Source organism: Haemophilus haemolyticus (assembly GCF_003493605.1).
In the GTDB taxonomy this organism is placed as follows: Bacteria; Pseudomonadota; Gammaproteobacteria; order Enterobacterales; family Pasteurellaceae; genus Haemophilus; species Haemophilus haemolyticus_J.
The window spans coordinates 78,708-99,670 of sequence record NZ_QQKA01000006.1 but is presented as its reverse complement, the minus strand read 5'-3'; the positions used below and the strand labels follow the sequence as shown (position 1 = coordinate 99,670).

The window sequence follows — 20,963 nt, the reverse complement described above, 5'->3', positions numbered from 1 at the left end:
TGCTAAGAAGAGCGGTGAATTATTTATTATCTTTCACTTCTTCAAATTCAGCATCTACCACGCCATCATCTTTTGCTGATGATTGTTGTGGTTGCTCGCCACCAGCTTGTTGAGCTTTTACTTGAGCTGCTTGCATAAGTGGATCAGACGCTTTGATGACTGCTTCGATTTTTGCTTCGATTTCAGCTTTGTCTTCACCTTTCGCTGCAGTTTCTAACTCTGCAACGGCTGCTTCAATTTTCTCTTTGTCTGCAGCACTCAATGCATCACCAGCTTCTGCAATTTGTTTACGTGTTGCGTGTGCAATACCATCTGCTTGGTTACGCGCTTGAACAACTTCTTCAAATTTACGGTCTGCATCAGCATTTGCTTCTGCATCACGCACCATTTGTTGAATTTCTTCATCAGATAAACCAGATGATGCTTGAATACGAATTTGTTGCTCTTTACCCGTATTTTTATCTTTCGCAGATACGTTGATTACACCGTTTGCATCGATATCAAATGTTACTTCGATTTGTGGCATACCACGCGGTGCAGGATTAATACCCTCTAGGTTGAATTGACCTAAAGATTTATTATCTGCCGCACGTTTACGTTCACCTTGAAGAACGTGAATAGTTACCGCACTTTGGTTATCTTCCGCAGTTGAGAATACTTGTGATTTTTTAGTTGGAATCGTGGTGTTTTTCTCAATTAAAGTAGTCATCACGCCGCCCATGGTTTCGATACCTAAAGATAATGGGGTTACGTCTAATAAAAGAACGTCTTTCACATCACCTTTTAATACACCACCTTGAACTGCCGCACCGATTGCTACCGCTTCATCAGGGTTAACATCTTTACGTGCTTCTTTACCAAAGAACTCTGCAACTTTTTGTTGTACAAGTGGCATACGAGTTTGGCCACCCACAAGAATAATATCGTGAATTTCACTTACACCTTTACCTGCATCTTTTAATACAGCTTTCAAAGACTCAATTGAGCTCGCCACTAAATCTTCTACTAATGCTTCTAATTTTGCACGAGTGATATTTAATGCTAAATGTTTAGGGCCAGTCGCATCTGCAGTGATGTAAGGTAAGTTTACTTCGGTAGATTGCGCTGATGAAAGTTCAATTTTTGCTTTCTCTGCAGCCTCTTTCACACGTTGTAATGCCATTGCATCATTACGTAAATCGATGTTTTGCTCTTTTTTGAACTCATCAATAATGTAATCAATTACACGGTTATCAAAGTCTTCACCACCTAAGTGAGTGTTACCACCGGTTGCTAACACTTCGAAAGTTTGTTCGCCATCAAAGTTATCAATTTCGATGATTGAAATATCAAATGTACCACCACCTAAGTCATAAACTGCGATCACTTGGTTCTCTTTGCTTGAACCTAAACCGAATGCTAACGCAGCCGCTGTTGGTTCATTGATGATACGTTTAACGTCTAAACCAGCAATTTTACCAGCATCAATAGTTGCTTGACGTTGAGCATCGTTAAAGTATGCAGGAACAGTAATCACCGCTTCTGTTACAGATTCACCCAAGAAATCTTCTGCAGTTTTTTTCATTTTTTTCAATACTTCAGCAGAGATTTGTGGTGGTGCTAATTTATCACCTTTTACATTTACCCAAGCATCACCGTTGTCAGCACGAGTAATTTCGAAAGGCATAATTTTAATATCGCGTTGAACTTCTTCGCTTTCAAAACGACGACCAATTAAACGTTTAATCGCAAACAATGTATTTTTCGGGTTAGTGATTGCTTGACGTTTTGCTGGCTGACCCACTAAGATTTCATTATCTGTATAAGCAATAATTGAAGGGGTTGTACGTGCACCTTCTGCATTTTCAATTACGCGTGCTTTGTCGCCTTCCATTACAGCTACACAAGAGTTTGTTGTACCTAAGTCAATACCAATAATTTTTCCCATTTTGTACTCCTAGTAAAAATTTTAAAATTCAGGGTAATTTATTACGAGTTTTAAGATGTGGATATTCTTTCGCATTTCAAGAGAAAATTTTAAAAATTTTTTATTTCTTAAAGTGCGGTGATTTCCGTTCTTGTTTTCAAGATAAGTCTCAAATGATGAACTTCAAGGGGAAAACAAAAATTTTCAGGCAAGAAAAAGGGATTTGTGATAAATTTGGCGAAAATTTTTACTTTAAAATAGGAAAGAAATAAATGAAAAAATCAAAAATTGCTGCCGGCGTAGTCGTTGCTCTTGCTGCCGTTTGGTGTACCGGTGCATGGTTTACAGGGAAAAAAGCTGAGGAAGAATATTTACATCAACTCAACCAGCTAAATCAACTATTTGCCAAAACAGATGTATTAGAAGAAAGTAAAATTTTTTATAAAAATATAAAATTTGATAGAGGATTATTTGCGTCTCATATTCAAGATCAAATAGAAATTCATAAAGCAAATGAAACGATCATTATTCCTTTATCATCAACACTTTATCACGGGCCTTTGCCGCTTGACCGTGTGGCGAAACTGAATTTCGTTCCAACCATTTTTTCAAGCCAAACCTTGTTAGGAAAAAATGCAACAACTCAGGCACTCTTTGATATCACAAAATCAGAGAAACCGTTACAACTGAATTTCGCAATGAATTATTCATTAAGCGGTAATGCGGAATTAAAACTTGCATCGGGGCAATATCACAATGAACAATATAAGGCAGATTTTGGTTGGTCAAATGTCGTATTAAATGTAGATTTAGACAAAAATGAACCAAGCAATTATACGCTATCTGTAGATGCATTTAATTCAAATTACCCTAATCATACAGCTTCAACAGCTTCATCAATTAAAGTAAAAGATCTTGTCGTACAAGGCTCACTACAAAGCACAAAATGGCCATTTATTTATAGTGGAAGCATCAATAGCAAAATAGGCTATTTTGAGCAAAATACCGAATCTGCAGAGACTGGAGAAAAACTCTCTCTGATTCAGAAAAACAACCAAGCAAATTTAACTACACAAGTTGAGGGTGATACAGTAAATATCATCAATAAAACAACTCTGGATGAATTAAATATTAACGGTAACAACTTAGGTAAAGTGACCAACAATGTAGAATTGAACCATATTGATGGCAACGCATTGCAAGAACTTTTAAATATTTTAGTTGCAATCGGCAAGGCTGATTCAGATACGCCGTTACCTAAAGCATTGGTGCAAAAATTACAACAAGCAGGCATGGCCATCGCGAATAATCAGCCTCAAATTAAATTTGCCCCTCTCTCTATTTCTGATGAAAAAGGCAAAGTGGCATTGGATCTGAATATTGCTTTAGTGCCAAATCCTAAATTCGATTTAATGCGCAGCGGCTTATACAAACAATTCAAAGATTTTTCGATCAATTTTGATGTAAATAAAGAAACTGCGATTTCATTGTTATCTAAATTTGTACCAGAAAACCAAAAGCAAGATTTAGTTTACAGAATGGACGAATTAATTGCTGAAGACGAAGCAAATGGCATTATCGTAAGCACGGACAAAACCGTCAAATTAACGCTTGCTTTAGAGAATAACGAATTAAAACTAAACGGTAAGCCAATCCCAGAAGAACAGTTGAAAATGGTACTCTTTATGCTTGTAATGGGGGGATTTGGGTGATAACAAAAACAGAGCGATAAATTGTCGCCCTGTTTCACTATAAAGTGCGGTAAATTTTCGTTACAGTTTAAGCTAAACGCTCTTTTAAATACCCTTCATAATCTGGCACTTCAATTTCCACATCTTGTTCAAATAAAACTGAAGTTAAAAGAAAATCTGCAGAGCTTTGATTAATCGCAACAGGGATATTCCACACTGTTGCAATACGCATGAGGGCTTTCACATCAGGATCATGTGGTGCGGCATTCATTGGATCCCAAAAGAAGATCATCATGTCGATTTTCTTTTCTGCGATTAATCCACCAAGTTGTTGATCGCCGCCCATCGGACCACTTAATAAAGATTGAATGCTTAAACCTGTTTCTCGTTCTAAAATATGCCCTGTTGTACCTGTCGCATAAAGTATATGAGGCTTAAGTGCATATTTGTGTTTTTGCGTCCAATTCAGTAAATTTTTTTTGCAGCTATCATGAGCCACAAGTGCAATACGTTTATGTTGAGTGAGGGTTCGTGTGGTTGTATGCATTATTGATTCCTTTTGAAATAAGTTTGAAAAACTTTAAAACAAAGCCCTACAGAATGCAATGTTTTACTGATGATTTCGATAAGCATAAAAAACACAAGAAAAAATTACCGCACTTTCAAAAGATTACCGATTAACAAGGCCCTCAACAGGGATATTTGATGAAAATTTACTATCTTTATCTCAAAAAATCTTCTAAAATTTACAAGATTTGTTAAATGTTTGTAAAAAGGCAAGCATTTCTAATATTCGTGTTTAGTGCTGACTAAACTAATGTTCACTTAATTAACAGATAAGGAAAACCTATGTCTGAGATTTTAAAAAATGACGTTGATCCAATCGAAACTCAAGATTGGTTACAATCATTAGATTCTTTGATTCGTGAAGAAGGCGTAGAGCGTGCACAATATATTATTGAGCAAGTTATCGGCCAAGCACGCACTAACGGTGTTTCATTGCCTACAGGTGTAACGACCGATTACGTCAATACTATTCCAGCTTCTGAACAACCTGCTTACCCAGGTGATCATGCTATTGAGCGTCGTATTCGTTCAGCAGTACGTTGGAATGCGATCGCAATGGTTTTACGCAGTCAGAAAAAAGATCTTGACTTAGGTGGTCACATCTCAACATACCAATCTGCTGCAACCATGTATGAAGTTTGCTATAACCACTTCTTCAAAGCAGCAACCGAGAAAAACGGTGGCGACTTAATTTTCTTCCAAGGCCATGCTGCTCCAGGTATGTATGCGCGTGCATTCTTAGAAGGTCGTTTAACTGAAGAACAAATGGATAACTTCCGTCAAGAAGCCTTTACCGATGGTTTATCTTCATATCCACACCCTAAATTAATGCCTGAATTCTGGCAATTCTCTACTGTATCTATGGGTTTAGGCCCTGTGAACGCCATCTACCAAGCGCGTTTCTTGAAATACTTAGATAACCGTGGCTTAAAAGATACTAAAGATCAAAAAGTCTATGCATTCTTAGGCGATGGTGAAATGGATGAAATTGAGTCTAAAGGTGCATTAACTTTTGCGGCTCGTGAAAAATTAGATAACTTAATCTTCACTATCAGCTGTAACTTACAACGTTTAGACGGTCCGGTTAATGGTAATGGTAAAATCGTTCAAGAATTAGAAGGATTATTTACTGGTGCGGGCTGGGAAGTGATTAAAGTTTTATGGGGCAGCGACTGGGATAAATTATTCGCTAAAGATACTTCAGGTAAATTAACTCAGTTAATGATGGAAGTGGTTGATGGTGATTATTTAACCTTTAAATCTAAAGATGGTGCTTATGTTCGTGAACATTTCTTCGGTCGTTATCCAGAAACCGCTGCATTAGTTGCAGATATGACGGATGATGAAATTTGGGCATTACGCCGTGGTGCACACGATAGCGAAAAATTATATGCAGCCTATGCAAAAGCACAAAATGCAACGAAACCAGTTGTGATTTTAGCGCATCAAGTTAAAGGTTATAAAATACCTGAAGCGGAAAGTAAAAACACCGCTCACCAATCTAAAAAAATGTCTTACGAAAGCCTTAAAGGTTTCCGTGACTACTTCGATTTACCATTGACTGATGAGCAAGTAGAAAAATTAGAATACATTAAATTTGCTGAAGGCACGCCTGAGTATGAATACTTACATGGCCACCGTAAAGCATTAAACGGTTATGTTCCTGCTCGTCGTACTAAATTTGATGTTGAATATAATGTTCCTGCATTAGAAGAGTTTAAAGCATTATTAGAAGAACAACCTCGTGGTATTTCAACTACAATGGCATTTACTCGTGTATTAAATATCTTATTAAAAGATAAAAACATTGGTAAAACAATTGTGCCAATGATCGCAGACGAAGCACGTACGTTTGGTATGGAAGGTTTATTCCGTCAAGTAGGTATTTATAACCCACATGGTCAAAACTATGTGCCTTCAGATCGTGATTTAGTGGCTTACTATCGTGAAGCGAAAGATGGTCAAGTATTACAAGAAGGTATCAACGAATTAGGTGCAACCGCATCTTGGTTAGCAGCAGCAAACTCATACTCTGTAAACAACCAACCGATGATTCCATTCTTCATCTATTACTCTATGTTTGGTTTCCAACGTGTGGGCGATATGATGTGGGCTGCAGGCGACCAATTAGCTCGTGGCTTTATGGTGGGTGGTACTTCAGGTCGTACGACATTAAACGGCGAAGGCTTACAACACGAAGATGGCCATAGCCATATCCAAGCGGGTATTATTCCTAACTGTATCACTTACGATCCATCATTTGCATTTGAAGTTGCCGTTATCATGCAAGACGGTATTAACCGTATGTACGGCGAAAAACAAGAAGATGTATTCTATTACATGACAACATTAAATGAAGTTATGGATCAACCTGCAATGCCTGCTGGTGCGGAAGAAGGTATTCGCAAAGGTTTATATAAATTTGAAACAGTGGAAGGTAAAAAAGGCAAAGGCCACGTTCAATTGTTAGGTTCTGGTGCCATCATGCGTCATGTTCGTGAAGCGGCACAAATTCTTGCAAAAGATTATGGTGTCACCTCAGATGTATTCTCTGCACCTTCATTCAATGAATTAGCCCGTGAAGGTCATGATGCAGCACGTTGGAACTTATTACACCCAACAGAGACACAACGCGTACCATACGTTACTCAAGTATTAGCTGATTTACCAACCGTTGCTTCAACTGACTATGTTAAAGCATACGCAGATCAAATCCGTGCATTTGTACCAAGTAAGCACTATCATGTATTAGGTACGGACGGTTTCGGTCGTTCAGATAGCCGTGCAAACTTACGTGAACACTTCGAAGTTGATGCACGTTATGTTGTGGTCGCTGCACTTTCTCAATTAGCGAAAGAAGGTACAGTATCGAACCAAGTTGTTGCAGATGCGATTGCGAAATTCGGTTTGAATGTAGATCGTATCAATCCGCTTTACGCGTAATTGATGAAAACTGCGGTCAAAAAACAGCGTGTTTTATGACCGCACTTTAAAAGGAACAAAAAATGTCAAAACAAATTCAAATTCCTGATATTGGTAGTGATGAAGTTACCGTAACAGAAGTCATGGTAAACGTAGGCGATACCATTTCTGTTGATCAATCTATCATTAACGTTGAAGGCGATAAAGCTTCAATGGAAGTGCCTGCACCAGAAGCGGGTGTTGTAAAAGAGGTTTTAGTCAAAGTCGGTGATAAAGTCACAACAGGCACCCCAATGCTCGTATTAGAAGCGGCGGGTGCAGCGCCAGTGGCTGAAGCACCTGCAGCCCCAGTAGCCACTACTGCACCAACTGCGTCAGCTGTTGTTGAAGTAAACGTACCAGACATCGGTTCTGATGAAGTAAACGTTACTGAAATTATGGTTAAAGTGGGTGATAGTGTTGAAGTTGATCAATCAATCATCAATGTTGAAGGCGATAAAGCTTCAATGGAAGTTCCAGCACCAATTGCTGGCGTAGTAAAAGAAATTTTAATTAATGTCGGTGATAAAGTTTCAACAGGCAAACTTATCATGAAATTTGAAACTGCATCAACAGCTCCAGTTGCTGCATCAGCACCAGCTCAAACAGCGGCGCCTGTAGCTGCTACAACATCTGCAATTAAAGATGTGAATGTGCCAGATATTGGTGGCGATGAAGTCAATGTAACCGAAATTATGGTTGCCGTTGGTGATACTGTTTCAGAAGATCAATCATTAATTACCGTTGAAGGTGATAAAGCGTCAATGGAAGTTCCAGCTCCATTTGGCGGCGTAGTAAAAGAAATTCTAGTGAAATCAGGCGATAAAGTATCGACTGGTTCACTAATTATGCGCTTTGAAGTGGCGAGTGCAGCGCCAGCTGTGGCAACATCTGCGCCAGCACCACAAGTTGCATCACCTGCGCCAGCTGCACAACCGGCTCAATCAGGCAATGTATCTGGCTTAAGCCAAGAACAAGTAGTGGCAAGCGCTGGCTATGCGCATGCTACTCCAGTTATTCGTCGTTTAGCACGTGAATTTGGCGTAAACTTAGATAAAGTAAAAGGTACAGGTCGTAAAGGTCGTATCGTTAAAGAAGATATTGAAGCTTATGTGAAGACCGCGGTTAAAGCTTATGAAAGCGGTGCAACAGCACAAGCTTCTGGCAATGGTGTAGCCAATGGTGCTGGCCTAGGCTTATTACCATGGCCTAAAGTTGACTTCAGTAAATTCGGTGAAGTTGAAGAAGTTGAATTAAGTCGTATCAACAAAATTTCAGGTGCTAACTTACATCGTAACTGGGTAATGATTCCACATGTTACTCACTTCGATAAAGCAGATATCACGGATTTAGAAGCATTCCGTAAAGAACAAAATGCGTTAGCAGAAAAACAAAAACTAGGCGTAAAAATCACGCCAGTTGTGTTCATTATGAAAGCTGTGGCAAAAGCATTAGAAGCGTATCCACGTTTCAACAGCTCAATTACCGAAGATGCACAACGCTTAATCCTGAAAAAATATATTAACATTGGTGTAGCAGTAGATACGCCAAATGGCTTAGTCGTGCCTGTATTCAAAAATGTGAACAAGAAAGGCATTATCGAACTTTCGCGTGAATTAATGGAAGTATCGAAAAAAGCCCGTGAAGGCAAATTGACTGCATCTGATATGCAAGGTGGCTGCTTCACCATTTCAAGTCTTGGCGGTATTGGTACAACTCACTTTGCACCAATCGTAAACGCGCCAGAAGTGGCCATCCTTGGTGTATCTAAATCATCGATGGAGCCTGTATGGAATGGTAAAGAATTTGCGCCACGCTTAATTCTTCCAATGTCATTATCATTCGACCACCGTGTCATTGATGGTGCGGATGGTGCACGATTCATCAGCTATATCGGTGCTGTATTAGCAGATTTACGCCGTTTGATTATGTAATAACGCCCCTTTCTTCTAATTAGAAGAAAGGGCGTTTTAGCAAATCCATTATGATCGCTAAAAGTGCGGTCAATATTTTGAACGTTTTTACGAGGTAAAAATGAGTAAAGAAATTAAAACCCAAGTCGTCGTACTTGGTGCTGGCCCAGCAGGTTATTCCGCGGCGTTCCGTTGTGCGGATTTAGGCTTAGAAACTGTATTAGTTGAACGTTATTCAACTCTTGGTGGGGTATGTTTAAATGTAGGTTGTATTCCATCTAAAGCATTGTTACATGTAGCAAAAGTGATTGAAGAAGCAAAACACGCAAGCAAAAATGGTATTTACTTTGGCGAGCCAAGAATTGATTTAGATGAAGTTCGTGCGGGTAAAGAAGCGGTTGTGGCAAAATTAACCAGCGGTTTAGCTGGGATGGCAAAAGCGCGTAAAGTCACTGTTGTTGAAGGCTTGGCAGCATTTACTGATCCTAATACTTTAGTCGCGCGTGACCGTGATGGGCATCCAACTACAATCAAATTTGATAATGCTATTATTGCAGCAGGCTCTCGCCCCATTGAATTACCATTTATTCCACATGAAGATCCACGTATTTGGAACTCAACTGATGCGCTAAAATTAAAAGAAGTACCTAAAAAACTTCTCATTATGGGTGGCGGTATCATCGGTTTAGAAATGGGTACGGTTTACCACGCATTAGGTTCAGAAATTGAAGTGGTGGAAATGTTCGACCAAGTGATTCCTGCAGCAGATAAAGATGTTGTTGGTATTTACACTAAACAAGTTGAGAAAAAATTCAAGTTAATGCTTGAAACCAAAGTGACTGCCGTTGAAGCAAAAGATGATGGTATCTACGTTTCAATGGAAGGCAAAGCATGCAATGACACCAAACGTTACGATGCAGTACTCGTCGCTATCGGTCGTGTACCAAATGGCAAATTGATTGATGCAGGTAAAGCAGGCGTTGAAGTGGATGATCGTGGTTTCATTCATGTTGATAAACAAATGCGTACCAACGTGCCGCATATCTTTGCAATCGGCGATATTGTTGGTCAACCAATGTTAGCACACAAAGGTGTTCACGAAGGCCACGTTGCTGCAGAAGTCATTGCGGGACAAAAACACTACTTCGATCCTAAAGTGATTCCATCAATCGCTTATACCGAACCAGAAGTGGCTTGGGTAGGTAAAACTGAGAAAGAATGTAAACAAGAAGGTTTAAACTACGAAGTGGCTAAATTCCCTTGGGCTGCATCAGGCCGCGCGATTGCTTCTGAATGTTCAGAAGGTATGACGAAGTTAATCTTTGATAAAGATACTCATCGTGTACTTGGCGGTGCAATCGTAGGTTCTAACGGTGGTGAATTATTAGGTGAAATCGGTCTTGCCATCGAGATGGGTTGCGATGCAGAAGATATTGCATTAACTATCCACGCTCACCCAACTTTACACGAGTCTGTTGGTTTAGCTGCGGAAGTATTTGAAGGCTCAATCACTGACCTTCCAAATGCAAAAGCGAAGAAAAAATAATTTCTATTTAAGACGTTTTAATTCATCTTAAATTGTAAATTCAAACTTAAATAAAAATCCCCAATAGGGGATTTTTATTTTCCTATCTTTTTATTTTTTTATGATAAGATACCGTCCTAAAAACGTTTCTTTTTTTACCGCACTTTTGAGCATTATTTATGACTACACAACTTGATTTAATTAAATCTTCTATCAAATCAATTCCTAACTATCCAAAAGAAGGCATTATCTTCCGCGACATTACTACCCTTTTAGAAGTTCCAGCAGCTTTTAAAACAACAGTAGATCTTATTGTGGAACAATATCGCGATAAAGGAATCACCAAGGTGCTTGGAACTGAATCTCGTGGCTTTATTTTTGGCGCACCCGTTGCCTTAGCACTAGGTTTACCTTTCGAATTAGTACGTAAACCTAAAAAATTACCACGTGAAACCATTTCTCAATCTTATCAACTAGAATATGGTCAAGATACTTTGGAAATGCACGTTGATGCAATTTCAGAAGGTGACAATGTTTTAATCATTGATGATTTATTAGCAACAGGCGGCACCGTTGAAGCAACAGTAAAATTAGTGCAACGTTTAGGTGGAGTGGTAAAACACGCTGCATTTGTGATTAATTTACCTGAATTAGGTGGCGAAAAACGCTTAAATAATTTGGGCGTTGATTGCTATACACTCGTCAATTTTGAAGGTCATTAATTAATAATTCGATGAGCTATCAAGTCTTAGCCAGAAAATGGCGACCAAAAACATTTGCTGATGTCGTTGGGCAAGAACACATTATCACGGCATTAGCAAATGGATTAAAAGATAATCGACTACATCACGCTTACCTCTTTTCAGGCACGCGTGGTGTAGGGAAAACCTCTATTGCCAGATTATTTGCAAAAGGATTAAATTGTGTACATGGTGTAACAGCTACACCTTGTGGTGAATGTGAAAATTGTAAAGCCATTGAGCAAGGCAATTTCATTGATTTAATTGAAATTGATGCGGCATCACGCACAAAGGTTGAAGATACGCGTGAATTATTGGATAACGTGCAATATAAACCTGTTGTCGGAAGATTTAAGGTTTACTTAATCGATGAAGTCCACATGCTGTCTCGTCATTCATTTAATGCGTTGCTCAAGACGTTGGAAGAACCACCCGAATACGTAAAATTTTTACTCGCGACAACGGATCCACAAAAATTACCTGTAACCATTCTTTCTCGCTGCTTACAATTTCATCTCAAAGCCTTAGATGAAACCCAAATCTCCCAACATCTTGCCCATATTCTGACGCAAGAAAATATTCCTTTTGAAGATCCCGCATTAGTTAAACTTGCAAAAGCGGCGCAAGGAAGTATTCGTGATAGCTTAAGTTTAACCGATCAAGCCATTGCTATGGGTGACCGACAAGTTACGAATAGTGTTGTAAGCAATATGTTAGGGTTGCTTGATGATAACTATTCTGTTGATATTTTATACGCCTTACATCAAGGCAATGGTGAACTCTTAATGCGAACACTGCAAAGAGTTGCAGATGCAGCAGGCGATTGGGATAAATTACTTAGCGAATGTGCAGAAAAATTACATCAAATTGCACTCATGCAACTTCTTCCACAAAAATATTCAGATAACAATGAACATTTTTCATTTTTAGCCAAACATATCTCTCCAGAAGATGTTCAGTTTTTTTATCAAGTCATTGTTTCTGGTAGAAAAGATTTATCAAATGCGCCAAACCGTCGTATTGGCACAGAAATGACATTATTGAGGGCATTGGCATTCCACCCAAAGTTCCTTACGGCAGTACCAGAGGCTAACACTACAATTACTCCACCGCCCTCAACGCCAAGTGCGGTTGAAAATACAGGTAATTATGTAGATGTGCCGGTACTGTCGCAAAGTATAAAATCAGCTTATTCTCCTCAAGCAAAACCAAATAAAACGAGCATTCCAAATTTGGCAAGCCTTTCAGCTCTAGATGCGCTTGAACATTTAACACAACTCGAAAACCAAGAACGTCAAGAACACAAAGCTGAATCATTAGCTGCGGTAAGTGAAACTTTACATCACATCCAAGAACTGGATGAAGAAAAATCTCATAAAAAAATGACCGCACTTCCCGTGCGAGAAATGACTGAGCCAAAGCCCAAGCACATAGAAAAGCCAACATCACCACCAAATGCCGCACAGACTCCACAAGAAAATAGCACAGAAAAAAATTCAAGTGATGATAATGTAGAAATTGCTCAAGATGAGCAAGAAATCTTGAGTGCTAACACCTATCGTTGGGAATGGAGCAATCCAGAACTTGCTAAAGCCGATACAGGCGTTCGTCCTTCCGATATAAAACAGGCGATTTTAAAAGATATTACGCCTGAACTACGCTTAAAAATCATTACCCAAACTCAACAACAAGATGAATGGGCAGATATAGTTGAGCGTTCTGGTGTAACAGGATTTAGCAAAGAATTAGCGTTAAATTGTTTCTTACAAAGCAAAACTAATGATGAAATCAATCTTGGACTACATTCAGAAAAATCCCATTTACGCCAAGACAGAAGTATAAAAAATTTAGCTGAAGCATTAAGCAAATTACAAGGTAAAGATATTCGATTAACAATTAATCTTGATGATAGCAATGTCACGACGCCAATTGAATATCGCCGCCATATTTATAAAGCATTGCGGGAAAAAGCTCAAAATGAGTTGCAAAAAGATAGTAAATTACAAATTCTGCTCAATGAGTTTGATGCAAAATTAGATATAGAGAGTATTCGACCAGTTTAAAAATATTGTGTTTTCCCCTCACAATTTCCCTGTCAAATTTATAAAATCATCAGAATATTTTTATTAAGCTCTACCATTTTGTATATTTTTAATCTAAAATTCGTCAATTTGTTTTTTAAGAGCCAAAAGGAGAGTGAAAATGAAACTGGTTGAAGTAAAACACCCACTTGTAAAACACAAACTAGGTGTGATGCGTGAAGCTGAGATTGATACAAAAAAATTCCGTGAACTTGCAACAGAAATCGGTAGCCTATTAACCTATGAAGCAACCTCTGATTTAGAAACTGAAAAAGTAACAATCAACGGTTGGAATGGGCCAGTAGAAATCGATCGAATTAAAGGTAAAAAAGTAACGGTTGTTCCAATTTTACGTGCAGGTTTAGGTATGATGGATGGTGTACTTGAACATGTACCAAGCGCACGTATCAGTGTAGTGGGGATCTACCGTAATGAAGAGACCCTTGAACCAGTCCCTTACTTCCAAAAATTAGCTAGCGATTTAGAAGAGCGTCTCGCAATTGTGGTCGATCCGATGCTTGCAACTGGTGGTTCTATGATTGCAACCCTCGATCTTTTAAAAGCAAAAGGTTGTAAACATATCAAAGTATTAGTGTTAGTCGCTGCCCCAGAAGGAATTAAAGCTCTTGAGGCTGCACACCCTGACATTGAACTTTACTGCGCTTCTATTGATAGCCACCTAAATGAACAGGGTTACATTATTCCGGGTCTAGGTGACGCGGGCGATAAAATTTTTGGGACAAAATAATCCCCAAAAATAAAAGATGGACGGCATTTTCTTGCCGTCTTTTTGTGTGCGTGAAACACAAGAAAAACTGACCGCACTTTAAGTTAATTCAAACAGAGAGTTGAAACTAAATGACAAATCAAACTTCTTCTTTCCCTTCGGAAAAACAAAGTACATTAAAACAATCATTCGTTGGCCTACAAATGCTCTTCGTCGCATTTGGTGCGCTCGTTCTTGTACCATTAATTACAGGACTTGATTCCAATACAGCATTATTAACTGCAGGCGTTGGCACCCTACTCTTCCAACTTTGCACTGGCAAACAAGTTCCTATTTTCTTAGCCTCATCTTTTGCCTTTATCGCGCCAATTCAATATGGTGTTCAAACTTGGGGCATTGCAACCACTATGGGTGGTTTAGCATCTGCTGGTCTTGTATATCTAGCGCTAAGCATGTTAGTAAAATTACGCGGAACAGAAGCATTACAACGCATTTTCCCACCGATTGTAGTTGGCCCAGTAATTATTATCATTGGTATGGGACTTGCCCCTGTGGCAGTTGATATGTCATTAGGCAAAAACAGTGCTTATGCGTATAACGATGCGGTATTAGTTTCAATGGTAACTCTTCTTACTACTTTATCTGTAGCTGTATTTGCCAAAGGATTGATGAAACTCATCCCGATTATGTTTGGTATTACTGCGGGCTATATTTTATGTTTATTCCTAGGTTTAATTAATTTCCAACCAGTGATTGATGCACCTTGGTTCAGCTTACCAAAATTAACTGCGCCTGAATTTAACCTAGAAGCTATTCTTTATATGTTACCAATTGCCATTGCACCTGCAGTAGAACACGTGGGTGGCATCATGGCAATCAGCTCTGTAACAGGTAAAGACTTTTTAAAAAAACCAGGATTACACCGCACTTTATTAGGTGATGGCTTAGCAACAGCAGCTGCATCTTTAGTGGGCGGGCCACCAAATACAACCTATGCGGAAGTAACTGGTGCCGTAATGTTAACCAGAAATTTCAACCCTAATATTATGACTTGGGCTGCAGTTTGGGCTATTGCTATTTCATTCTGTGGAAAAGTAGGCGCATTCCTATCAACGATTCCAACTATTGTAATGGGTGGAATTATGATGCTTGTTTTCGGTTCAATCGCAGTCGTGGGCATGAGCACCTTAATTCGTGGCAAAGTTGATGTTACCGAAGCACGTAATCTGTGTATTATTTCTGTCGTCATGACATTTGGTATCGGCAATATGTTTGTAGATGTGGGTAACGTATCACTAAAAGGTATCAGCTTATGTGCGATTGTGGCTATCATCTTAAACCTTGTTTTACCGAAAGCAAAAAATGAAGTAGAATAAGGCTCCTTTTAAAAGGGTTAAATACCAATTTAGCCCTTTTTCTTACTTATAATCTGTAACACATAAATATTTGAATAAGCAGCTTCCCTTACCCATTCATCAAATTGATGATGCAACATTAGAAAACTTTTACGGCGATAATAATCTTTTATTGCTCGATTCTTTACGCAAAAATTCATCTGAATTAAAACAACAGTTTTTCTATATTTGGGGAAATAAAGGTTCTGGAAAAACTCATCTGCTTAGAGCATTCAGTAACGAATATTTAATCAATCAACGCAGTGCTATTTATGTACCTCTCAGCAAATCTCAATATTTTTCTACCGCAGTTCTTGAAAATCTAGAACAGCAAGAATTAGTGTGTCTAGATGATGTACAAAGTGTGATCGGCAATGACGAATGGGAATTAGCTATTTTTGATCTATTCAATCGAATTAGAGCGAGCGGAAAAACGCTTTTGCTTATTAGTTCAGACAAATCGCCTTCCGCACTTTCTGTAAAATTGCCTGATTTGAACTCTCGCTTGACTTGGGGTGAAATTTATCAATTAAATTCCTTAACTGACGAGCAAAAAATTAGTGTATTGCAACATAACGCTTATCAACGAGGAATCCAATTACCCGATGAGACGGCTAATTTTTTACTTACACGACTAGCACGAGACATGCACACATTATTTGAAGCACTTGATCTACTAGATAAAGCCTCATTGCAAGCACAACGAAATCTTACAATTCCTTTCGTCAAAGAAATTTTAAATCTTTAACAAAAAAGGCGCTAATGCGCCTTTTTTAATCATCCACCTGATAATTTAACGGTAAACCCTCTTTGCTCTAACAATTGCTTGAGTAAATCACGCTTTTCACCTTGAATCTCAATCATTCCATTTTTAACTGAGCCACCACATCCACAACGTTTTTTAAATTCAGCCGCTAATTTTTTCAATTCCTCATCGGATAAATCTAAACCAGTTATAACCGATACGCCTGCACCTTTCCTACCACTTGTTTGTTTTTGGATACGTACCACACCGTCTCCTTTTGGGCGAACTACAGAAGCCTTTTCCTCTTTAATTCGCCCCACATCTGTTGAATACACTAAAACATAATTTGACATCATAATTACCCAATAGATGCATTAATAGAACGAAGAACCTCTGCAGGATTATCAGCTTTAGTAATAGGACGTCCTATTACTAAATAATCTGAACCAGCACGAATCGCAGCAGTAGGAGTCATCACACGTCGTTGATCACCAAAATCCGCTCCAATTGGACGAATACCTGGGGTCACCAATTTAAACTCTTCTCCACAAGCGTTACGTAAAATTTCAACCTCTTGCGGAGAGCAAACTACACCATCCAAACCTGCACGTTGAGTTAAATGAGCTAAGCGTAGAACTTGTTCCATTGGCGATGCATTAATCCCAATTTGTAATAAATCCAAATCTTCCATACTGGTTAATACCGTCACAGCAATAAGCAATGGCGCATCTTTCCCATAAGGTTCAAGAATTCTCTTAGCTTCTTCCATCATTCGTAGCCCACCACTTGCGTGCAGATCTACCATCCATACACCCAAATCAGCTGCAGAACGGACCGCTCTTGCTACCGTATTTGGAATATCATGATATTTAAGATCTAAGAAAACATCGAAATTACGTTGATGTAATTGTTTTACAAAATTAATACCAAGTGTAGTAAACATTTCTTTACCCACTTTTAATCGACACAAACTCGGATCAATTTGATCAACTAAAGCAAGAGCCTCTGCTTCTTTCTCATAGTCCAATGCCACAATAATTTTGCTTGTCATAATGTTACCTCGCTGAGTATCAATTAATTATGTTCTTGACTTGAAACTGGTTTAATACTTTCCCATTGACGGCAAGATGGGCAATTCCACAATAGCTTATGGATTTGATAACCACAATTTGTACAACGATAGGCCGATGTTTGCTTAATTCGTTCACCCACCATTTTATGTAATAAAATTAGGCTTTCTTTTCCCCGCCCTTCTTCTGCATCATCAATTTGATACTGCATAAAACGATGGAAAATTAAAGTACTTGGCTTTTTCGTGAGTTGCTGATAAAGCTTAGCCTGAGCAGCAGACTTGCCATCTTTTTCTTCAATTAATTTAACCAAAGCTAGCTCTACTTCATCATTATTAGTAATTTGGCCAGCACGAATTAGGAATAACTCAAAGTTATCTAACTGATTTAATTCTTCATAACAATGTTTTAAAGGTGACAGAATTTCACCCGTATAATCTGGATTTTGCTCTAAAACATTTTCTAGTATTTTTGCAGCTTGTTGATATTGTTCTTCAAGCATTTCTAAATTTGCGAGTAATAAAGAAGCGCGAACACAAGTAGGAGAAACCGACAAAGCTTTTTGTAAAACACTGCGTTTTTCAACCGCACTTTCAGGCTCTAAACTTTGTGAATATTCACAATAACATTGCGCAAGCTCAATATTATTCTCTTGTGGTTTTATTTTAGCGAGTTTTTCAGCAATATTAACCGCTTTTTTCCATTCTTTAGTTTTTTGATAAATCAGTAAAAGTTGCTGTAAAGCATTTTCTGCAAATTCAGGCTCATCCACGAGTAAAATATAAAGATTTTCAGCTCGGTCAAAAAAACCAACCACCATAAAATCTCTAGCAAGCTGTTGCTTTGCGAGTAATTTTTGCTCAAATGTATAATTAGGACTAAGGTCTAAAGCTTGGTGAATACGCAATGCACGATCAACTTCGCCTCTAGAGCGGAATAGATTACCAAGTGTAAGCTCAGCTTCAAATTGGGAGTGACTTTCGATTTCATTTTCAGTTTCTTGCTTCTGAAGCATGTCTAAAAACAAATCTACAGCTTTATCGGTTTGATTGGAAAGTAAGAAGTTTACCCCCGTAACATAATCTCGGGAGAGTTTATTACTAATATCATCTTGATCTTTCTTTGCACTACGCTGCCCCATGTACCAACCATAGGCTGCAGCAATAGGCAATAGTAGAAAGAGTAATTCTAGCATCAGGCGACCTTATCGCGCACAGTAGTCAACTCGTTGATTTGTAAAGTTTGGCGCTTAACTTGGCGAGCTAATGCCATATTTTTAAGTTTTAACTTAAGATAGAAAAAAGCAGTGATTAACCAGCCAAGAATCAAACCTAATCCAAATAAAATAGCAACAAGAGTGGATAGTTGGAGCTGGCTTTCCGCCACAATATAATTAAATGTAATAACTTGATCGTTATTTGCCCCAATGGTAATTGCAACCAACACGATAGCAATAAAAATAACAATACCTAAAATATATTTAATCATAACATTTCCTTAAAATATGGCTTTTTTAAATAATGGTAAAGGTTGTAGTTTAAAAGGCATATTCGTGCATTTTAATTTTATTAATAAATATCTACACGCTCTTTTAATTCTTTACCAGGCTTAAAGTGCGGTACAGATTTAGCTTCTAATTTAACAGAATCACCCGTTTTGGGATTACGCCCTAAACGAGGATTACGATAATGCAGTGAAAAACTTCCAAATCCTCTCAACTCAACACGATCGCCATTTTCAAGAGATTGAGAAATAAACTCCAAAATATCTTTTACCATATTTTCGATTTCTTTTACGGGTAAAGTCGGATGTTTCGCTAATAATTTTTCTATAAGTTCTGACTTAGTCATCGTCTTCTCTCCCTTAATATTATTCAAATTAAGATTTATTGCTAATACATTATTTCAATGTATTAGCAATAAGCCCTAAAAATAAGGCTGGACATGAGCCCAGCCTTACTACGTGAATTAATTATTCACCTTTAGCTGCTTTGAAAGCTTCAGCCATTGCGTTTGGAATAGCAACTTCTTCTTGTTTGTTATTCACATTTGCAACTGCAGCAGCTTCTTCAGCTTGATCTTTTGCTTTCACTGATAAGTGAACGATACGAGATTTACGATCTACACCAGTGTATTTAGCTTCAACCACATCACCTGCAGCAACTTCATTTGTTAAATCAGCTGCGCGGATATAACCTTCAACGCCGCCCGCTAATTCAACTTTAGCACCTTTTGCATCTGCTTCAACTACTGTTGCAGATACTACAGCGCCTTTTTTATTGATCGCTACGAAGTTATTGAATGGATCTTCTTCAAGTTGTTTGATACCTAAAGAGATACGTTCTTTCACTGCATCAACAGCTAATACTACTGCAGAAACTTCGTCACCTTTTTTGTAGTTACGAACTGCTTCTTCACCTGATACATTCCAAGAAATATCAGATAAGTGAACTAAACCATCGATACCACCTTCAAGACCGATGAAGATACCGAAATCAGTGATAGACTTGATTTTACCCGTTACTTTATCGCCTTTATTGTGAGTTTCAGCAAATTGAGTCCATGGGTTAGCTTTACATTGTTTTAAGCCTAAAGAAATACGACGACGTTCTTCATCAATTTCTAATACCATTACTTCTACAGTATCGCCTAAGCTAACAACTTTAGATGGGTGGATATTTTTGTTAGTCCAATCCATTTCAGAAACGTGAACTAAACCTTCAACGCCATCTAAGATCTCAACGAAACAACCATAGTCTGTTAAGTTAGTTACTTTACCAGTTAATTTGCTGTTTACAGGGTGATTTTCAGCAATTGCAGCCCATGGATCTTGGCCTAATTGTTTTAAGCCTAAAGATACACGAGTACGATCTTTATCAAATTTTAATACTTTAACAGTAACTTCATCGCCAACATTCACGATTTCGCTTGGATGTTTAACACGTTTCCAAGCCATATCTGTGATATGTAATAAACCGTCAACACCACCAAGATCAACGAATGCACCGTACTCAGTTAAGTTTTTAACGATACCTTTAACTTCTGAACCTTCAACAAGATTTTCTAATACTTGTTCACGTTCTTGGCTGTTTTCAGATTCAATCACTGCACGACGAGAAACAACAACGTTGTTACGTTTTTGATCTAATTTGATTACTTTGAATTCTAATTCTTTACCAAGTAAGTGATCTGCTTCACGCGCTGGACGAGTATCAACTAAAGAACCTGGTAAGAATGCACGAACACCGTTTAACTCAACTGTGAAGCCACCTTTCACTTTGCCGTTGATTAAACCGATAACGGTCGCTTTTTCTTCGTAAGCTTTTTCTAATTCAATCCAAGATTCGTGACGAACAGCTTTCTCACGAGAAAGTTTAGTTTCACCGAAACCATCTTCAACTGCATCTAATGCAACATTTACAGTATCGCCAACTTGGATTTCAAGTTCGCCTTGTGCATTTAAGAATTCAGCAACTGGGATTGCGGACTCAGATTTTAAACCTGCATCAACAAGCACAAAGCCTTTTTGGATAGCTACTACAGTACCGCTAACGATTGAACCTTGACGAGTTTCAAGGCCTTTTAATGATTCTTCAAAAAGTTGAGCAAAAGATTCTGACATATAAATAATCTTCTTAATTTAA

Annotated in this window: 17 protein-coding genes; 9 read left to right on the top strand and 8 right to left on the bottom strand. The window is 38.3% G+C overall.

Features of this window, described 5'->3' with window-relative positions; genetic code table 11:
• Positions 1 to 19: 19 nt before the first annotated feature.
• Entirely contained in the window at positions 20 to 1,927 is a 1,908-nt protein-coding gene (gene dnaK / locus DV424_RS05745) for a molecular chaperone DnaK (protein ID WP_118859375.1), read from the bottom strand.
• Positions 1,928 to 2,178: 251 nt separating this feature from the next.
• Here dnaK and DV424_RS05740 point away from each other — a divergent pair, with 251 nt between their 5' ends.
• On the top strand, positions 2,179 to 3,618 hold the full coding sequence (locus DV424_RS05740) for a YdgA family protein (protein ID WP_118859374.1): 1,440 nt from the start codon (positions 2,179 to 2,181) through the stop codon (positions 3,616 to 3,618).
• A gap of 67 nt (positions 3,619 to 3,685) precedes the next feature.
• On the opposite strand, the gene mgsA is transcribed toward DV424_RS05740, so the two are convergent.
• A complete protein-coding gene (gene mgsA / locus DV424_RS05735; RefSeq protein ID WP_118859373.1) occupies positions 3,686 to 4,144 on the bottom strand; it encodes a methylglyoxal synthase in 459 nt (152 codons plus the stop codon).
• A 302-nt stretch (positions 4,145 to 4,446) separates the two neighbouring features.
• Between mgsA and aceE the strand changes: the two genes are divergently transcribed.
• The 8 genes from aceE (at position 4,447) to hda (ending at position 16,253) form a co-directional block, all read left to right on the top strand.
• Positions 4,447 to 7,107 carry a pyruvate dehydrogenase (acetyl-transferring), homodimeric type gene (gene aceE / locus DV424_RS05730; RefSeq protein WP_118859372.1) on the top strand — a complete coding sequence of 887 codons (2,661 nt, stop codon included), beginning with the start codon at positions 4,447 to 4,449 and terminating at the stop codon, positions 7,105 to 7,107.
• Between the two features lie 62 nt (positions 7,108 to 7,169).
• Positions 7,170 to 9,059, top strand: a complete 1,890-nt coding sequence (aceF, locus tag DV424_RS05725) for a pyruvate dehydrogenase complex dihydrolipoyllysine-residue acetyltransferase (RefSeq protein WP_118859371.1) — start codon at positions 7,170 to 7,172, stop codon at positions 9,057 to 9,059.
• A gap of 100 nt (positions 9,060 to 9,159) precedes the next feature.
• Positions 9,160 to 10,584, top strand: a complete 1,425-nt coding sequence (gene lpdA / locus DV424_RS05720) for a dihydrolipoyl dehydrogenase (protein WP_118859370.1) — start codon at positions 9,160 to 9,162, stop codon at positions 10,582 to 10,584.
• A gap of 158 nt (positions 10,585 to 10,742) precedes the next feature.
• Positions 10,743 to 11,285 (top strand): adenine phosphoribosyltransferase, encoded by a 543-nt coding sequence (gene apt, locus DV424_RS05715; RefSeq protein WP_118859369.1) that lies wholly within the window; start codon positions 10,743 to 10,745, stop codon positions 11,283 to 11,285.
• Between the two features lie 11 nt (positions 11,286 to 11,296).
• A complete protein-coding gene (gene dnaX / locus DV424_RS05710) occupies positions 11,297 to 13,366 on the top strand; it encodes a DNA polymerase III subunit gamma/tau (protein WP_118859368.1) in 2,070 nt (689 codons plus the stop codon).
• A 139-nt stretch (positions 13,367 to 13,505) separates the two neighbouring features.
• Positions 13,506 to 14,132, top strand: a complete 627-nt coding sequence (upp, locus tag DV424_RS05705) for a uracil phosphoribosyltransferase (protein WP_013525717.1) — start codon at positions 13,506 to 13,508, stop codon at positions 14,130 to 14,132.
• Positions 14,133 to 14,242: 110 nt separating this feature from the next.
• On the top strand, positions 14,243 to 15,487 hold the full coding sequence (locus DV424_RS05700; RefSeq protein WP_005628846.1) for a nucleobase:cation symporter-2 family protein: 1,245 nt from the start codon (positions 14,243 to 14,245) through the stop codon (positions 15,485 to 15,487).
• Between the two features lie 70 nt (positions 15,488 to 15,557).
• Entirely contained in the window at positions 15,558 to 16,253 is a 696-nt protein-coding gene (hda, locus tag DV424_RS05695) for a DnaA regulatory inactivator Hda (protein WP_118859367.1), read from the top strand.
• Positions 16,254 to 16,282: 29 nt separating this feature from the next.
• Here hda and yciH read toward each other — a convergent pair whose 3' ends face one another.
• The 6 genes from yciH to rpsA all read right to left on the bottom strand — a co-directional run bounded on the left by yciH (position 16,283) and on the right by rpsA (position 20,941).
• Positions 16,283 to 16,603, bottom strand: coding sequence for a stress response translation initiation inhibitor YciH (gene yciH / locus DV424_RS05690; RefSeq protein ID WP_118859366.1), 321 nt, complete (start codon positions 16,601 to 16,603; stop codon positions 16,283 to 16,285).
• A 5-nt stretch (positions 16,604 to 16,608) separates the two neighbouring features.
• Positions 16,609 to 17,301, bottom strand: a complete 693-nt coding sequence (gene pyrF / locus DV424_RS05685; RefSeq protein WP_005634817.1) for an orotidine-5'-phosphate decarboxylase — start codon at positions 17,299 to 17,301, stop codon at positions 16,609 to 16,611.
• Between the two features lie 23 nt (positions 17,302 to 17,324).
• Positions 17,325 to 18,515 carry a lipopolysaccharide assembly protein LapB gene (gene lapB / locus DV424_RS05680; protein WP_118784844.1) on the bottom strand — a complete coding sequence of 397 codons (1,191 nt, stop codon included), beginning with the start codon at positions 18,513 to 18,515 and terminating at the stop codon, positions 17,325 to 17,327.
• On the bottom strand, positions 18,515 to 18,808 hold the full coding sequence (locus DV424_RS05675) for a LapA family protein (RefSeq protein ID WP_005628856.1): 294 nt from the start codon (positions 18,806 to 18,808) through the stop codon (positions 18,515 to 18,517). The genes lapB and DV424_RS05675 overlap by 1 nt, the downstream gene beginning before the upstream one ends.
• An 80-nt stretch (positions 18,809 to 18,888) precedes the next feature.
• Entirely contained in the window at positions 18,889 to 19,188 is a 300-nt protein-coding gene (locus DV424_RS05670; RefSeq protein ID WP_479680705.1) for an integration host factor subunit beta, read from the bottom strand.
• A gap of 103 nt (positions 19,189 to 19,291) precedes the next feature.
• Positions 19,292 to 20,941: a 30S ribosomal protein S1 gene (rpsA, locus tag DV424_RS05665; RefSeq protein ID WP_005630739.1), complete on the bottom strand. Its 1,650-nt coding sequence runs from the start codon at positions 20,939 to 20,941 to the stop codon at positions 19,292 to 19,294.
• Between the last annotated feature and the right edge of the window lie 22 nt (positions 20,942 to 20,963).

Bases quoted from the DNA above. Each gene is read 5' to 3' on its own strand.
- dnaK (WP_118859375.1), bottom strand. From the start codon at position 1,927: ATGGGAAAAATTATTGGTATTGACTTAGGTACAACAAACTCTTGTGTA.
- DV424_RS05740 (WP_118859374.1), top strand. From the start codon at position 2,179: ATGAAAAAATCAAAAATTGCTGCCGGCGTAGTCGTTGCTCTTGCTGCC.
- mgsA (WP_118859373.1), bottom strand. From the start codon at position 4,144: ATGCATACAACCACACGAACCCTCACTCAACATAAACGTATTGCACTT.
- aceE (WP_118859372.1), top strand. From the start codon at position 4,447: ATGTCTGAGATTTTAAAAAATGACGTTGATCCAATCGAAACTCAAGAT.
- aceF (WP_118859371.1), top strand. From the start codon at position 7,170: ATGTCAAAACAAATTCAAATTCCTGATATTGGTAGTGATGAAGTTACC.
- lpdA (WP_118859370.1), top strand. From the start codon at position 9,160: ATGAGTAAAGAAATTAAAACCCAAGTCGTCGTACTTGGTGCTGGCCCA.
- apt (WP_118859369.1), top strand. From the start codon at position 10,743: ATGACTACACAACTTGATTTAATTAAATCTTCTATCAAATCAATTCCT.
- dnaX (WP_118859368.1), top strand. From the start codon at position 11,297: ATGAGCTATCAAGTCTTAGCCAGAAAATGGCGACCAAAAACATTTGCT.
- upp (WP_013525717.1), top strand. From the start codon at position 13,506: ATGAAACTGGTTGAAGTAAAACACCCACTTGTAAAACACAAACTAGGT.
- DV424_RS05700 (WP_005628846.1), top strand. From the start codon at position 14,243: ATGACAAATCAAACTTCTTCTTTCCCTTCGGAAAAACAAAGTACATTA.
- yciH (WP_118859366.1), bottom strand. From the start codon at position 16,603: ATGTCAAATTATGTTTTAGTGTATTCAACAGATGTGGGGCGAATTAAA.
- pyrF (WP_005634817.1), bottom strand. From the start codon at position 17,301: ATGACAAGCAAAATTATTGTGGCATTGGACTATGAGAAAGAAGCAGAG.
- lapB (WP_118784844.1), bottom strand. From the start codon at position 18,515: ATGCTAGAATTACTCTTTCTACTATTGCCTATTGCTGCAGCCTATGGT.
- DV424_RS05675 (WP_005628856.1), bottom strand. From the start codon at position 18,808: ATGATTAAATATATTTTAGGTATTGTTATTTTTATTGCTATCGTGTTG.
- rpsA (WP_005630739.1), bottom strand. From the start codon at position 20,941: ATGTCAGAATCTTTTGCTCAACTTTTTGAAGAATCATTAAAAGGCCTT.